This window comes from Paenibacillus sp. Soil724D2 (assembly GCF_001427935.1).
Lineage (GTDB): Bacteria > Bacillota > Bacilli > Paenibacillales > NBRC-103111 > Paenibacillus_E.
Genome location: NZ_LMRY01000060.1, coordinates 184,584 through 199,862 on the forward strand (window position 1 = coordinate 184,584; position 15,279 = coordinate 199,862).

A 15,279-nucleotide genomic window follows, 5' to 3' on the forward strand; every position below is an offset into this window, starting at 1 on the left:
TAATCAGCTCAAATTAAGCTTGTTGGTATTCTTTGATTTCCCAATCACGAACATCGTAGAAATGACCTTTGATTGCTGCTGCAACAGCCATTGCTGGAGACACGAGATGCGTACGTCCACCGCGGCCTTGACGACCTTCGAAGTTACGGTTGGATGTCGATGCACAACGTTGACCTGGTTGCAGCACGTCTGGGTTCATAGCCAAACACATACTGCAGCCCGCATCACGCCATTCGAAGCCAGCACCCTCAAAAATTTTGTCCAATCCTTCTTTTTCAGCTTGAATTTTAACGCGTCCGGAACCTGGGACTACGATAGCTGTAACGCTTGGATCTACTGTGTAACCTTGTGCAATTTTAGCTGCAGCACGAAGATCTTCAATTCGTCCGTTTGTGCAAGAACCGATGAAAACATAATCAACTTTCAGTTCAGTCATTGGCGTACCTGGTGTTAAATCCATATATTCAAGCGCTTTTTCAGCAGCTTTACGTTCATTTTCTGTTTCGAAGCTTTGCGGATCCGGAACTAATGCTGTAATACTTGTCCCCATCCCCGGGCTAGTTCCCCAGGTTACTTGCGGAATCAAGGAATCAGCGTCAAACTCCAGCACCCAGTCATACACTGCGCCTTCATCCGTAACAAGGCTAGACCATTCTGCGACTGCAGCGTCAAAGTCAGCACCTTGTGGAACGTATTCACGACCACGCAGGTAGTTAAATGTTGTTTCGTCAGGTGCAATAAGACCTGCTCTAGCTCCACCTTCAATGGACATGTTACAAACCGTCATGCGCTCTTCCATGGAAAGACCACGAATCGCTTCACCGGTATATTCAATAACATAACCCGTTGCAAAATCTGTACCATATTTAGCAATAACGCCAAGAATCAAATCTTTTGCAGTTACGCCTGGTTTCAGATTTCCTGTAATGCGTACTTCCAATGATTTTGCTCTGGATTGTTGCAGCGTTTGTGTAGCAAGAACGTGCTCCACTTCACTTGTTCCAATTCCGAAAGCAAGTGCGCCGAATGCGCCATGTGTCGATGTGTGGCTATCGCCGCAAACAATGGTTTTACCTGGATGTGTAAGTCCTAGCTCAGGTCCCATAACGTGTACAACACCTTGGTCAAGGCTGTCTAGGTCGAACAACGTAACGCCAAAATCGCGACAGTTTTGTGAAAGTGTATCAATTTGTTGTTTGGAAATAGGATCTGTGATGTTGAAACGATCCTTAGTTGGCACGTTATGATCCATCGTTGCAAACGTTAGATCTGGTCTGCGAACTTTGCGACCCGATAAACGAAGGCCTTCAAAAGCTTGCGGTGATGTTACTTCATGCACAAGATGCAAATCAATATAGATTACGCTGGGCTTGCCTTCTTCCTGGTTAATAACGTGATTATCCCAAATCTTCTGAAACATTGTCTTTTTACTCATATCCAGTCACCTCTTGTCATTATCCGCTCTAATTGTTAATGTCTTACCCTCATAACGTAGTTTAGCACGGATAACGTCATAGCTCCAAGATATAATAACTATAAGCTTCATAGATTATTCCTATAGGATGATTCGAATAATAAAAAGGTGGTTAGTATCTTGCATAAGCAATTATGACATTTTGAAAAGGATGTGTTACTTATGCTTTGGACCATTTTTGTAGTGATTCTTGTCTTGTGGGCTTTAGGAATCGGTTTTGATATCGGAGGAAATTTAATCCATCTACTGCTCGTTTTGGCCGTCATCTCTTTGGTATTCAATTTGGTTACAGGCAGAAGAGGTAATTAACATCACTTAACTCATGATCATATACTTTATTTCAAAAAAGCAGTCAGTGGATTTTGTCCGCAGGCTGCTTTTGCTTGTACCTCTGAACACGGATACTCGTCTGTTGAGAGTACCGAACGAGCTTTTCTCATATCAAAGCTTAAAATCTGGTATATTATCTTTATACTTTATAGGCTGTATCAATAAAACAAGCTATGATTATTACATTTCAGGAGATGAGCCCCACTATGGAACTACGTCAACTTCAATATGCGATTCAAATTGCGATCGAACGAAATTTCTCGCGGGCGGCGGAGAAGCTTCATATTGCACAGCCTTCACTTAGCCAGCAGCTATCCAAGCTAGAGAAAGAGATCGGCGTCCTTCTTTTCCAGCGCAGCACCAATTCAGTTGAGCTTACTCACGCTGGGTCCCTTTTTGTTGAAAAATCACAAAAAATCCTCGACATGGTCGAACAGCTGAAGAAAGAAATGGAAGACATTTCACAGATGAAAAAGGGTCGACTTGTCGTAGGCAGTATGCCAATTACGGGTTCAACGATCCTGCCTTTCGTGGTTCCTGTCTTTCAAGCGGCATATCCGGATATTGAAATTACACTCGTTGAAGAGACATCCTCTAACTTAGAAACACTTACGATGAATGGACAAACCGATATCTCGCTGCTCTCATTACCATTACGAGAGGATTCTCTCGTTTATGAGACTTTGCTGGAGGAAGAAATCGTCCTCGCGGTACCTCCACTGCATCGATTAGCAGCAAGTAAAGAACCTATTCGAATCGAACAATTAGAGAAGGAAGCTTTCATCGCTTTGAAAAAAGGACAAGGATTTCGCAAGCTAACGCTTGAACTATGCCAAAAAGCTGGCATTACCCCCAATATTGTCTTCGAGTCCAGCAATATGGAGACGGTTCAGTCCCTCGTCGCTGCAGGCATGGGAATCGGTTTCGTCCCATATTTAATTTCAAAAAGAAGCTTCAGTGAGTTATCTCCGATTCACCTTCCCCTTGAAGGCAGACCTACTCGTACACTCGTTATTGCCTATCGTAAAGGCAGATACATCTCCAAAGCTGCTGAAGCTTTCGTTTCCACTATGAAAGAGGTTATGCGAACAATCGGTTAGCATAGGAGGTAAACCCAGCAATGAATAAAACTCAACGGTTAATTCAGTTGATGATGGCAGTAAACGAACGTATGCAGTTCACTACAAAAGAGATGGCCGATGAATTCGGCGTCTCGGAACGCACGATGCACCGCGATTTACAAGAGTTGAGTGAGCTTGGTATGCCGCTTTATACCGAATTTGGCCCACACGGGGGATATCGCTTATTAAAGAAGCGGATGCTCCCTCCGATTCTATTCTCCGAACAAGAGGCTGTTGCGATGTTCTTCGCCTTTCAATCGCTCCAATATTATGGAGCGCTCCCTTTTGCAGCGGAATCGACATCTGCTCTTAATAAATTCTATCACTATCTCCCTACGGATACGAAGGTGAGAATCGATGCACTTAAAGATCGTGTATCCTTCTGGACGCCTACGCGAACGCAAGGTTCCCCTTTCTTGGAGCAGTTGTTGGAAGCGTCAATTGATGAAATACCTTTACGCTTAACCTACGCGTCTAAAGATGGAACCACAGAGAGAGTCGTGCAGCCAATTGGTATTTACGCGTCTAATGGTTTCTGGTATTTCCCCTCCTATTGCTTTCAAAAAGAAGGATTCCTCTTATTTCGTGCTGATCGCATACACCGCTTGGAACGAGCCGAATCCTCTCATCCGAGTAAAAACATCAAACATTACACAATTGGTGATTGGCTGTTAGCAGGGCAAGAGCGTGAGGCAGGCCCTATGACCATGAAGCTCCGGGTGAAGCTGACTCCAGCTGGAGTTAGGACATATGAGCGTAGTAATGGACTGGACGCAAATGTGAAACTCAGTGACGATGGCAGTGGACTATTAGTGGCTGACATGCATCGAAGTAATTTATCGTACTTTTCAAAGTATTTTCTCAGTTTGGGTGCGGACGCCCTAGTCGAAGAGCCCTTGGAGATGGTGAATTGGATTCGTGAGCAAATTCGTGCAATGCAGCATTCATATGGGAATGATTTAACTTGAAATGAAATCGGCGTATTCCAAAGGGATAACTGCAAAAAGTGCATATAAATAAACGAGTATAAAGCATCTTCTACTAGAGTCGAGCGATACATCTCTCCAGGTTTTAATTCTATGACAAGAATTGTCATGGATTCGATGTAACATTAAAACTGAGCTCACGAAGCGAATAATGATGTTTCTTCTGGCGAAAAACTCTAAGGAGGTACAACGATGCATACAAAAAACCTGCAAGGACGAGTTGCCTTGGTTACCGGTTCCAGTCGAGGCGGCGGCCGCGGCATTGCCTTAGCACTTGGGGAGGCTGGGGCCACTGTCTATGTGACTGGACGCAGTACGAGAACGAAGTCCACGACAACAGATCTCACGGGTACAATTGAAGATACCGCTGAAGCTGTTACACAGCGCGGTGGGTTAGGAATCGCCGTTCGTTGTGACCATACCATCGATGCAGATGTCAAAACTTTGTACGAACGTATTCAACAAGAACAAGGAACGCTCGATGTTGTGGTCAATAATGCCTGGGGTGGTTACGAGAATTATTATGATGTCGATTTTTCTGTTCCCTTTTGGGAGCAGCCGATGACGCGCTGGGACAAAATGTTCGAGGCAGGACTGCGTGCTCAGATGGTTTCAAGCCGGTATGCAATGTCTACCTTTTTTCTCGAACAAAATCGCGGTCTTTTGATTAACACAGGCGTCTACTCTGACTATGGTAGCGACTACCCTATCAATGTTTTTTATGACACGGTGAAACGAGCAGTTGCGAATATGACACGCGCCATGTCTCAGAATCTGATAACAAACCATATCGATGTAACCGCGCTTACTTTAGCACCAGGCTGGATGCGAACGGAAGCCGTTTATAAGCATTATGGCTTAGAACCAGGTGATCCTGATTTCATGAAAGTCGAAGCACTTCATACGACGGAATCTGTGGAATATATCGGTCGCGCAGTTGTCGCTTTGGCATCCGATCCTCTTGTAAGTATAAAGGCAGGTCAGCTTCTCGAGGTAGGTACCCTAGCGGAGCAGTATGGCTTCACGGATATCGATGGCAGACGGTTGCCTCCGTTCCGGGTTTAAGCTGTGCAAATGTGATTATTTCATAAACCATTTTTGAATAAAATTCGGCGGTTGGATGCGGCAGTTGTGAAAAGCTGCAATTTTCCAATCGCCTTTTTCTTTAACAATCACATTCGTATTAATGGAATCTCTGTTCTTTGGCGCTTTTTTCTGCCATCTGAGTTTAACAGCACCAACACAATGAGCAATAGCCAGCTCGGGAGATAGGAATCGAACCTGAATGGAACCGCCATTCAGCATCGACGAGCCTCTCAACACACCTTCAAACAGCTTCTGATGAATATCCGCAATATCTTGTCGCCCCTTGATATGTTGTCCGTTGAAGGTCACATAGTCCGCATCTTCAGTAAAACATAAGCCAAACGCCTGCCCATTATGCTCATTCCAAGCTTTGCCAAGCGACTCGAAAATGGCGAGTATCGCTTTCCTGTCTTCTTCTTTTATATCCACCATCCTTAGTCTCATCCTCTCTTTTCACGTTTTACCAAACGCTTGCACTTAGAAGGAACCTCCACTCTTTCAATTTTGACATAACCATCTCTTAAAGGAATCGCTCTAGAATATGAAAAAATCCCCGTCCACAGACCGATTACATACCAAATTGATTAAAATTCCACAGATCATTCTAACCTTTTGACCTCTGAATGCATACGATATATAAATAAAACTTATCCATTCCCCAATAATAAATGATAAAAAGATAGCATTAGCCTAGGAGGCGGAAACCATGACATTATTAAGAGCAATTGAGCAGACATTCTGTAAATTGCAAGAACCCACCTTAGAACAACTGAAAGCAGCCCTACAATCCTTAGACAACTTACTTCATGAGGTGCCTGTATATAAAACAGAGCCCAAACAACTACCTTATGGTCGGAATGTCGTTTATAGCACGAAAGATCTCGAAGTTATTGTGATTCACATACCTGCTTCGGAGGCAACCGCGATTCATAACCATGGCTCGTCCATCGGCTCCGCTTGTTTAGTTGAGGGAACGTTAGTCAATATCAAGTATCGGTTGGATTCAGAAGGTTATCCCGTCGCCCAAACAGATGACTATATTGGGTCAGGTGAATATTTTGAAGCACCTTGCCAGCAAATTCATCAGTTAAGCAATCCTTTCCACGAGCCTGCTGTTTCCATTCATGTATATAGCCCGCCTCTCCGGGGTGTAACACGCTACTTACCTTACAGCGAAATTTTGGATTATGTCATCTAAAAAAAGCCCCCTGTAATACGTCAATCGACGTTCTCACAGGGGGCTTGGTTTACATTGGTATTAGAATTGAAGTGAATTCTCAATGAATGCTTTCAATTCAGAAATTGGGATCCGTTTTTGTTCCATGGTATCACGGTCACGCACCGTTACTTGACCATCTGTTTCGGACTCAAAGTCGTATGTGATACAGAACGGTGTACCGATTTCATCGTGACGGCGGTATCTTTTACCAATAGAACCTGTATCATCATAATCCACCATGAAATGCTTCGCTAGATCGGCGAATACAGCCTGCGCGCCTTCATTCAACTTTTTGGAAAGCGGGAAAATAGCTGCTTTAATCGGTGCCAGTGCAGGGTGGAAATGCAGAACCGTACGACTGTCGTCACCTTCCAGCTTTTGCTCTTCGAAAGCATCGATCAGAAGCGCTAATGTAACGCGGTCTGCTCCTAGGGAAGGCTCGATGCAGTATGGAATATAACGCTCGTTTGTTTCTGGATCAATATAGTTGAAGTCCGCACCAGAGTGCTCCATATGCTGCTTCAAGTCAAAATCTGTTCGATCCGCGATACCCCATAGCTCGCCCCAGCCGAACGGGAATTTGTACTCGATATCCGTCGTCGCATTGCTGTAGTGGGACAACTCGTCGTCGTTGTGATCGCGAAGGCGAAGGTTATCCGCTTTGGCACCTAGGGACAACAGCCAATTATGGCAGAAGCTTCTCCAGTATTCGAACCACTTCATGTCCTCGCCGGGCTTACAGAAAAACTCAAGCTCCATTTGTTCAAATTCACGAGTACGGAATGTAAAGTTACCAGGTGTGATTTCATTACGGAAGCTTTTACCGATTTGGCCGATTCCGAATGGCATCTTTTTGCGCATCGTGCGTTGAACGTTCTTGAAATTGACGAAAATCCCTTGTGCAGTTTCCGGACGCAAGTAAACGACGTTAGAGCTAGCTTCCGTTACGCCTTGGAAGGTTTTGAACATCAGATTGAACTGACGAATTTCCGTGAAATCCTTGCTGCCGCAATCCGGACATACGATGTTGTGCTCTACGATAAGCTTCATCATATCGTCAAACGTCATGCCATCAACGATGATTTCGATATCTTTCTCCGCCAGTTTATTTTCAATCAATTTATCCGCACGGTGACGAGCTTTACAGCTTTTGCAATCGATCATTGGATCGTTGAAATTACCTACGTGACCGGATGCTACCCAAGCTTGCGGGTTCATCAGAATTGCTGCGTCAAGACCCACGTTATAGGGGGATTCTTGAATAAATTTTTTCCACCAAGCACGCTTGATGTTGTTTTTCAGCTCGACACCAAGCGGACCGTAATCCCATGTGTTAGCCAAACCGCCATACACCTCTGAACCTGGGAATACAAAACCTCTGTGCTTCGCTAATGCTACAACTTGATCCATAGTAACGCTCATTGTTCATTCGCTCCTTCAGCTTTTCGTTTATAGGTCAATGACCTTTGACGACCATTTGGATATGAGCAGACGCCAAAAAAGCTCAACATCCAAAGGCATCAAATAATGCCTAGGGACGAGAGCCTTACGCACCCGCGGTTCCACCCTAGTTGATACACTCGTAAAGCAGCGTATCCCCTTTATCGTATTGGCTCCGGATAGCCTTTTCCTTGAGCTTCAATCTGGGCTTTCACCGTCCCCAGCTCGCTGAACTTGAAGTTGTTCAAGTACTATTCATCCTTCACAGCCACAATTGATCATTCAATTGGCTTTAGTTTACAGAAAAACCGACAAAAAATCAAATAGGTGCAGGTATATTTTATTTTAGACTAATACAAATGTGGACGGCGGTCTTCAAAGACCGGAATTTTAGCGCGAACACGTACAACCTCTGTCAGGTCGATGGTTGCATGCAAAATCGCTTCGCTCTCATCGCCTTCCACCAACACTTCGCCCCAAGGATCAATAACCATGGAGTGCCCAAAGAAATCCGTCGTTCCACTAGTCCCAACGCGATTACAGGAAACGACATACATCTGATTCTCAATGGCTCTGGCCATGAGCAGCGTACGCCAGTGGTGCAAACGCGGGTGCGGCCATTCCGCAGGTACGAACAAAATCCTTGCCCCATCCAGCGCTAATTTGCGCGCAAGCTCAGGGAAACGAATGTCATAGCATATCATCGCGCCAGCCGGAACGCCTTCAAGCTCAAATCGGCCAAGCTGATCACCGCTATGTAGAAACTTTTCCTCGTCCATAAGCCGGAATAAGTGGATTTTGGAATACTCGGCTGTTTCCGCGCCTTCGCGATCAAACGCATAAATCGTGTTCAGAACACGATCGTCTTTTTTATCAGCAATGGATCCACCGATGATATTGACACGATGAGTCCGGGCAAAATCACTCAAAAAGGCTTTCGTCCTAACACCGTTAGAATCAGCCAACTGCTGAATCTCAGTTAAGGCGTAACCTGTATTCCACATCTCTGGAAATACGATCACATCAGGCTTTTGATCTCCACTCACCGCTTGATGCAGAAGCTTCTCCAATTGAGCAAAGTTCGTATCGGGTTCACCGATCTGAATATCCATTTGAATTAGTGCAATGTGAAGTAATTGTGATTCGGACATACTAAGATGACTCCTTTCGGGTGGCAGATTACCAATATCTCTCTATAGTAGTCTAATTTAAGTTTGAACTCAATGGAACTCATGAAGGTTTGAACGCTTTGGACTGTCCTCTTGCTATACTTAAAGTCTCCCAATGATGATTGGCCCAATGCTTACTGAGCAGAACGATTTGCCCCACATGGTAGCCATAATGAGACACTTGTCGCTGAATAGCTTGAAGCACAGAATGCCCTTCTCCTCTAATTTGGACGGTCCTAAGAACATCATCCGGAGTGAGTGCATGCAGTGTATCAAACAGAACCTTCCAGCCTTCCTCCCATAAGGAAATAAGCTCTTCCCGTGTGTATTGGCTGCTTTCAAATTCACCGTCACGCTGGCGCGTTTCCTTTTCCCCATCCGTTGTTAAAAAATCTGTCCACCGTGACAACATGTTCCCGTGCATGTGTTTAATCAACAGTTCTAACGAATTCGACTCTTCATCTAACGTTAGATAAAATTGAGCATCTTCCGTTTGCGCGAAAGCTTTATCCGCCAACTTCTTCATATTTTGAAATGCACGTATGGATTCCTGCAAAAAAACTTGCGCCACTAATGTGTTGTCCGACATGGTCTTCAGCACCTTTCCGTAACTAATGAACTAACTTTATGATATTGACCGCTCGATGTAAAATCGATTATTTTCATCACTATGAAAAAAAGATTAATCATGTTACATTAAGGTTATTAATTAAAATCCCGACCTCCGGAGTGTGAATTAAATCGTGACAAAAACATCCCAAACTACAAGCCCATTTACGATACAGCCTGCTGAACGTATGAATGGACTTCCAACCCAATTTTTTGCAACACTCGTACGCAAAGCAAATGAGCAAATTGCTGCGGGTCATGACGTCATTAATCTCGGCCAAGGGAATCCTGACCGCCCTACGCCTCCGCATATCGTTTCATCCATACAAGAAGCGGCTGCTAATCCGTTGTATCATAAATATCCGCCCTTCAGCGGATTTCCATTTTTGAAACAAGCCATTGCTCAAAGGTATAAGGAGGATCACAACGTAGATCTGGATCCCGAAACGGAAGTAGCGATTCTTTTTGGGGGTAAAACAGGACTGATTGAGATAGCTCAATGTTTACTAAATCCCGGCGATGTTTGTCTGGTTCCTGATCCTGGCTACCCGGATTATTGGTCCGGGGTTGCTCTTGCCGGCGCCGAAATGGCTTTCATGCCTCTGCGTGAAGAAAACAACTTTCTGCCTGACTACTCACAGATCAAAGAATCCGATTTGAACCGCGCGAAGCTGATGTTCATTAATTATCCGAACAACCCGACAGGCGCTACGGCTCCTGCTTCCTTTTATGAAGAAACGGTCGAATTCGCGCACCGGCATGGTGTTGTCGTCGCAAGTGATTTCGCCTATGGTGCCATAGGCTTCGACGGTCAGAAGCCGGTCAGCTTTCTGCAGACACCAGGCGCCAAAGAAGTAGGTATCGAGTTCTATACCCTCTCCAAAACGTACAACATGGCTGGATGGCGTGTTGGTTTTGCCCTAGGGAACCGAGAAGTTATCCGCCTTATTAACTTGATGCAGGATCATTACTACTGCTCGCTGTTCGGCGGTATCCAAGCGGCAGCCGCAACAGCTCTCACAGCCTCGCAAGATTGTGTAACTGAGCTGCGTGATGTTTACGAGAGCCGCCGCAATGCCCTTTATGCAGCTCTTTCCAATATCGGTTGGCATGCACGCCCTTCACAGGGTTCTTTCTTCTCTTGGCTGCCCGTTCCAAAAGGACACACCTCACAGAGTCTTGCCGATTTGCTTCTGCAAGAAGCGAAGGTTGTCGTCGCACCAGGCGTTGGCTTTGGAACGCACGGAGAAGGCTATGTAAGGCTTGGCCTCTTATCCTCTGAAGAACGATTAGCAGAAGCCGTGCAGCGAATCGGTAAGCTGAATCTATTTGGATAAGCAGAAAATATAGAGGCTTCTGCTACTTTACAAACGCTTGTGCAGCGTGCTATTCTAGATAGAATCAAAAAAGGAAGTCTTCAAAAACTTCTATATCGCAACGTTATGATGGGAATAGTAGGAACCGTTAAGCACGTAACCAGAGAGTAAGCTCCATAGTCTGAGAGAGCTTGCCGTGAACCGACTCCGAACCCGCCCCTGAACAGTCAACGATGAGTTGAACAGTGCCCTGCTGTTATTTAGGGAATCTAGAGTTGGGTGCAGCCGCTATCGGTGTGCGCCAATCTAAGGTGGTACCGCGGAAGCTACAGACTTTCGTCCTTATGTGTTGAGGACGGGAGTCTTTTTTGTATCTACATACATGTAAATCAAAGGATGGGATCGATATGACTCAGCGAATCGTCGTCAAAATCGGCAGCAGCTCTTTAACTTCAGATACCGGGGGCCTCAACCCGGATAAAATACGCTTTTTCGCATCGGAGCTGGCGCAATTGAAGCAGGACGGCCATCAAGTCCTGCTGGTTACCTCCGGCGCAGTTGCCGCAGGCTTCACCTCCCTTGGCTACCGTACGCGGCCCAAGGTACTGCACGAGAAACAGGCCGCAGCCGCTGTCGGCCAAGCGCTTCTCATGCAGGCGTACCACGAAGCATTTGCGTCCCACGGCATCAGCGTGGCGCAAATTTTGCTCACTAGGTACGACTTCTCTAACCGCAAGCGCGTGCAGAACGCGCTAATGACGGTCGACGAGCTGCTGCAGCGCGGCGTCGTGCCGATCATTAACGAGAACGACACCGTCTCGGTGGATGAACTGAAATTCGGCGACAATGATACGTTGTCAGCCTTGGTTGGCAATTTGGTCAAAGCGAACAAATTGATCATCATTACGGACATGGACGGCTTGTACACGGACGATCCCCGCAAAAACGCGAACGCACAGCGTATCGATCGCGTAGACGCCATCAGCGATGAGCTGTTCAGCTTCGCTGGAGGCTCTGGGAGCGCAGTCGGCACCGGCGGCATGCGCTCGAAGGTTGAGGCCGCCCGCATCGCGATGCGCGGGGGCGTGCCGGTATTCATCGGGCGCGTACTCGAGCCCGGTGATTTGCCGCATGCCGTGGATGGCAGCGGCAAGGGCACGTACTTCGACACGGCGCTGAACAACCTGCCGGTGAAGAAACAATGGGTGGGCTTTCACTCGCTGCCCCAAGGGCAAATCATCGTTGACCAAGGCGCGAAGGCGGCCCTGCTCAGCGGAGGCAAGAGCTTGCTTCCTGCCGGCATCACAGGCGCTGCAGGAGATTTCCACCCTGGCGACGTTGTCGAGGTGATCAGCATCGAAGGCACGCTGCTAGGACGCGGCGTCGTCAATTACGCGGCTTGGCAAGTGCAAGCCGCAGCAGGCCTATCGACCGATGAGGTCCAGAAGCGTGTGGAAGTTGCTCGAATCGAGGTCATTCATCGTGATGAATGGGTTCCTTTAACCTAATGAAGAAAGCGAGGCTATCTGGGCTATGAGACAACAACGATTGCTTAACCCAACCCTGCGTGACGTTCCGGGAGATGCAGAAGCCGCTAGCCATCGACTGATGCTGCGTGCAGGATTAATACGACAGCTCTCCAGTGGCATCTACTCCTACTTACCCTTAGGTCTTAAAGCCCTGCAAAACATACAACAAATTGTCCGAGAGGAAATGGATGCAGCCGGTGCGCAGGAAATGCTAATGCCAGCTCTTCACCCTTCCGAACTGTGGAAGACCTCAGGTAGATGGGATGTCTATGGTCCCGAGCTGATGCGTCTGGAAGATCGGAACGGCCGAGAGTTTGCACTGGGAGCAACCCATGAAGAAGTCATCACGACGATCGTGAAGGACGAGATTCATTCCTACAAGAAGCTGCCTGTCACGTTATATCAGATTCAAACGAAGTATCGCGATGAACGCAGACCGCGATTCGGTCTGCTCCGCGGACGAGAGTTCCTTATGAAGGATGCCTATTCCTTCGACCGTTCGGAAAGCGGACTTGATGCTAGCTATCAAAGTATGTTTAACGCTTATGTTAACATTTTCATACGCTGCGGATTGCAGTTCCGAGCGGTTGAAGCCGATTCCGGCGCAATCGGCGGGACAGATACCCATGAATTCATGGCCCTGGCTGATGTTGGTGAGGATACAATCGTCCACTGCACCTCCTGCCAATATGCAGCGAATATTGAAAAAGCAATCGGGACGGTACCGGAACAAGCGATATCCGAGCGAGTGGATAACATTTTACTGACTTCGCAACCATTGAAAGTTCACACACCGCAAGTGACAAGCATCAAACAGCTTAGTCAATTTCTACGAATAGACGCCAATCAGATCATTAAATCGGTTGCCTTACAAGCAGATGGAGAGCCAGTTATCGTCCTCCTGCGAGGTGATTATGAAATAAATGAGATCAAGCTGAAGCAAGCTATTGGCACCAATAACGAGGTTTCCATGCTTTCCGAAGATGACATAGTGAAGCTGGGATCCATTGCCGGATTTATCGGCCCAATTGGACTTGAGCATGTAAGAATCATTGCTGATTCCTCTATCAGGGGCATGAAGGATGCTGTCGTTGGAGCCAATGAGTCTGATTTCCATTTGATGCATGTGGAGGTTGAACGCGATTTAGGAACGATATCTTATCATGATGTGCGCAATGTCGCCCAAGGTGAGCTATGTTCCCATTGTGGGCACGAGCTCTCTTTTGCGAAAGGGATAGAACTTGGCCACGTATTTAAACTCGGTACCAAATACAGCCGTTCTCTTGGCGCAACGTTCAGCGACGAGAACGGGGTTTCCGAGCCCATTATTATGGGCTGCTATGGCATCGGTGTCTCACGTGTGCTGGCTGCCATTATCGAACAAAACTATGATGAACGAGGCATTATATGGCCTGAGTCCATTACACCTTTTACCATTCATCTTCTGACCGTTCATGTTCAGGATGAAGTTCAAATGAAATTATCCGAAGAGATTTATACAACGTTAGTTAGGGCGGGCTACTCCGTCCTATGGGATGATCGGGATGAACGTCCTGGTGTTAAATTCAATGATTCGGACTTGCTCGGCTTCCCTTTGCGGATAACTGTCGGCAAGAAAGCAAGTGAGCGTGTAGTCGAATGTAAGGAACGCCGAGACGGCAGTCAATATGAACGATCTGTCGAGCATATACTTACGCATTGCCATTCCTTATTCCAAACAGGAGGTCGATCTTCCCATGAGTGAAGTTATCCAAAAATCCAAATTAGCCAAACAAGCTGCCCAGACCATGGGTAATCTTACAACTGAACAAAAGAATGCAGCACTGCTCCTTATGGCGGATAGCCTTGTAACGGAGCAGCAGGCGATTATCGAAGCGAACGCCAAAGATTTGCAGCGAGGCAAAGAATTAGGCACAAGCGCTTCCCTGCTCGACCGTCTAGCCCTAAATGAATCCCGCATTGCAGCGATCGCTGAAGGTCTGCGCCAAATCGCCGAGCTCCCCGATCCTGTTGGAGATACTTTAGAAGCTTTTGAACGTCCAAACGGACTCCGCATTCGCAAAATCCGTGTGCCCCTTGGTGTGGTTGGCATTATATATGAAGCAAGACCTAACGTCACCGTTGATGCCGCTGGTTTGTGTCTTAAGACAGGCAACGCAGTCGTTCTGCGTGGCGGTTCTTCCGCTCTATTTTCCAATGAGAAAATCGTTGAAGTTCTGCACGGTGCATTAAGCCGTTCTGCCATTCCCGCTGATGCACTTCAATTGATTCTAAGCGCAGACCGCAGTTCCGTTGATGAAATGCTGAAATTGAATGGACTCATCGATGTACTCATTCCAAGAGGCGGGCATTCGCTTATTCAAAATGTTGTCAATAACGCCTCAGTTCCTGTCATTGAAACAGGTGCGGGTGTATGTCATACTTTTATAGATGAAAGTGCACAGCTCGATATGGCCGTTCGCATCGGTATCAATGCCAAAGCTCAGCGTCCTTCAGTTTGCAATAGCATGGAAACATTACTTGTGCATGAGTCTATTGCAGAAAAGCATTTGAGTGCCATAGCAGAGGCTTTCAAAGGTGCTCATGTAGCGCTCAAAGGTAACGAACGAGCTCGTGAGTTAGTGCCTAGTATGCAAGTTGCCGAAATCGAAGACTGGAAAACCGAATACGGGGACTACATTCTTAATATCAAAGTTGTGAAGGATCTCGATGAAGCCCTTGCTCACATTCGTGAATACGGCACGATGCACTCCGAATGTATCGTGACGGAAGACGCGGCCAATGCTGAAAGATTTTTACAGGAAGTGGATGCAGCGGCTGTTTATCACAATGCTTCAACCCGCTTCACCGATGGTTTTGAATTCGGCTTCGGCGCGGAAATCGGCATCTCCACCCAAAAGCTTCACGCTCGCGGACCGATGGGTCTGCCAGCATTAACTTCAACCAAATACCGCGTTTACGGAAGCGGACAAATACGCGAATAACGATTCAAAATTCAAG

General features: G+C 46.6%; 14 protein-coding genes. 9 read left to right on the forward strand and 5 right to left on the reverse strand.

The window, feature by feature from the left end; translation table 11 throughout:
* Positions 1-13: 13 nt before the first annotated feature.
* A complete protein-coding gene (gene leuC, locus ASG85_RS35970) occupies positions 14-1,435 on the reverse strand; it encodes a 3-isopropylmalate dehydratase large subunit (protein WP_057301746.1) in 1,422 nt (473 codons plus the stop codon).
* A gap of 201 nt (positions 1,436-1,636) precedes the next feature.
* On the opposite strand from leuC, the gene ASG85_RS38565 reads away from it, so the two are divergent.
* The 4 genes from ASG85_RS38565 (at position 1,637) to ASG85_RS35985 (ending at position 4,976) form a co-directional block, all read left to right on the forward strand.
* Positions 1,637-1,783: a lmo0937 family membrane protein gene (locus tag ASG85_RS38565; protein ID WP_156397095.1), complete on the forward strand. Its 147-nt coding sequence runs from the start codon at positions 1,637-1,639 to the stop codon at positions 1,781-1,783.
* 227 nt (positions 1,784-2,010) lie between these two features.
* Positions 2,011-2,904 (forward strand): LysR family transcriptional regulator, encoded by an 894-nt coding sequence (locus ASG85_RS35975; protein WP_060649435.1) that lies wholly within the window; start codon positions 2,011-2,013, stop codon positions 2,902-2,904.
* Positions 2,905-2,924: 20 nt separating this feature from the next.
* Entirely contained in the window at positions 2,925-3,893 is a 969-nt protein-coding gene (locus tag ASG85_RS35980) for a helix-turn-helix transcriptional regulator (protein ID WP_060649436.1), read from the forward strand.
* 210 nt (positions 3,894-4,103) lie between these two features.
* Positions 4,104-4,976: an SDR family NAD(P)-dependent oxidoreductase gene (locus tag ASG85_RS35985; protein WP_060649437.1), complete on the forward strand. Its 873-nt coding sequence runs from the start codon at positions 4,104-4,106 to the stop codon at positions 4,974-4,976.
* Between the two features lie 15 nt (positions 4,977-4,991).
* Here ASG85_RS35985 and ASG85_RS35990 read toward each other — a convergent pair whose 3' ends face one another.
* A complete protein-coding gene (locus tag ASG85_RS35990; RefSeq protein WP_235550298.1) occupies positions 4,992-5,429 on the reverse strand; it encodes an SgcJ/EcaC family oxidoreductase in 438 nt (145 codons plus the stop codon).
* Positions 5,430-5,703: 274 nt separating this feature from the next.
* On the opposite strand from ASG85_RS35990, the gene ASG85_RS35995 reads away from it, so the two are divergent.
* On the forward strand, positions 5,704-6,195 hold the full coding sequence (locus ASG85_RS35995; protein WP_060649438.1) for a cysteine dioxygenase: 492 nt from the start codon (positions 5,704-5,706) through the stop codon (positions 6,193-6,195).
* Positions 6,196-6,255: 60 nt separating this feature from the next.
* Here the strand turns inward: ASG85_RS35995 and ASG85_RS36000 are convergent, their stop codons facing one another.
* The 3 genes from ASG85_RS36000 to ASG85_RS36010 form a co-directional block, all read right to left on the reverse strand.
* A complete protein-coding gene (locus tag ASG85_RS36000; protein ID WP_057301750.1) occupies positions 6,256-7,638 on the reverse strand; it encodes a glycine--tRNA ligase in 1,383 nt (460 codons plus the stop codon).
* A gap of 368 nt (positions 7,639-8,006) precedes the next feature.
* On the reverse strand, positions 8,007-8,807 hold the full coding sequence (locus ASG85_RS36005) for a carbon-nitrogen family hydrolase (RefSeq protein ID WP_060649439.1): 801 nt from the start codon (positions 8,805-8,807) through the stop codon (positions 8,007-8,009).
* 79 nt (positions 8,808-8,886) lie between these two features.
* Entirely contained in the window at positions 8,887-9,414 is a 528-nt protein-coding gene (locus ASG85_RS36010; RefSeq protein ID WP_060649440.1) for a DUF1572 family protein, read from the reverse strand.
* A gap of 154 nt (positions 9,415-9,568) precedes the next feature.
* Here ASG85_RS36010 and ASG85_RS36015 point away from each other — a divergent pair, with 154 nt between their 5' ends.
* The 4 genes from ASG85_RS36015 (at position 9,569) to ASG85_RS36030 (ending at position 15,263) form a co-directional block, all read left to right on the forward strand.
* Complete coding sequence (locus ASG85_RS36015; protein WP_414858809.1) at positions 9,569-10,771, forward strand: pyridoxal phosphate-dependent aminotransferase; 1,203 nt, start codon at positions 9,569-9,571, stop codon at positions 10,769-10,771.
* 386 nt (positions 10,772-11,157) lie between these two features.
* The gene (gene proB / locus ASG85_RS36020) at positions 11,158-12,258 is read left to right on the forward strand and encodes a glutamate 5-kinase (protein WP_060649441.1); all 1,101 of its coding nucleotides are present in this window, start codon (positions 11,158-11,160) and stop codon (positions 12,256-12,258) included.
* 25 nt (positions 12,259-12,283) lie between these two features.
* Positions 12,284-14,023, forward strand: a complete 1,740-nt coding sequence (locus tag ASG85_RS36025; RefSeq protein ID WP_060649442.1) for a proline--tRNA ligase — start codon at positions 12,284-12,286, stop codon at positions 14,021-14,023.
* A complete protein-coding gene (locus ASG85_RS36030) occupies positions 14,016-15,263 on the forward strand; it encodes a glutamate-5-semialdehyde dehydrogenase (protein WP_057301755.1) in 1,248 nt (415 codons plus the stop codon). The genes ASG85_RS36025 and ASG85_RS36030 overlap by 8 nt, the downstream gene beginning before the upstream one ends.
* Positions 15,264-15,279 lie beyond the last annotated feature (16 nt).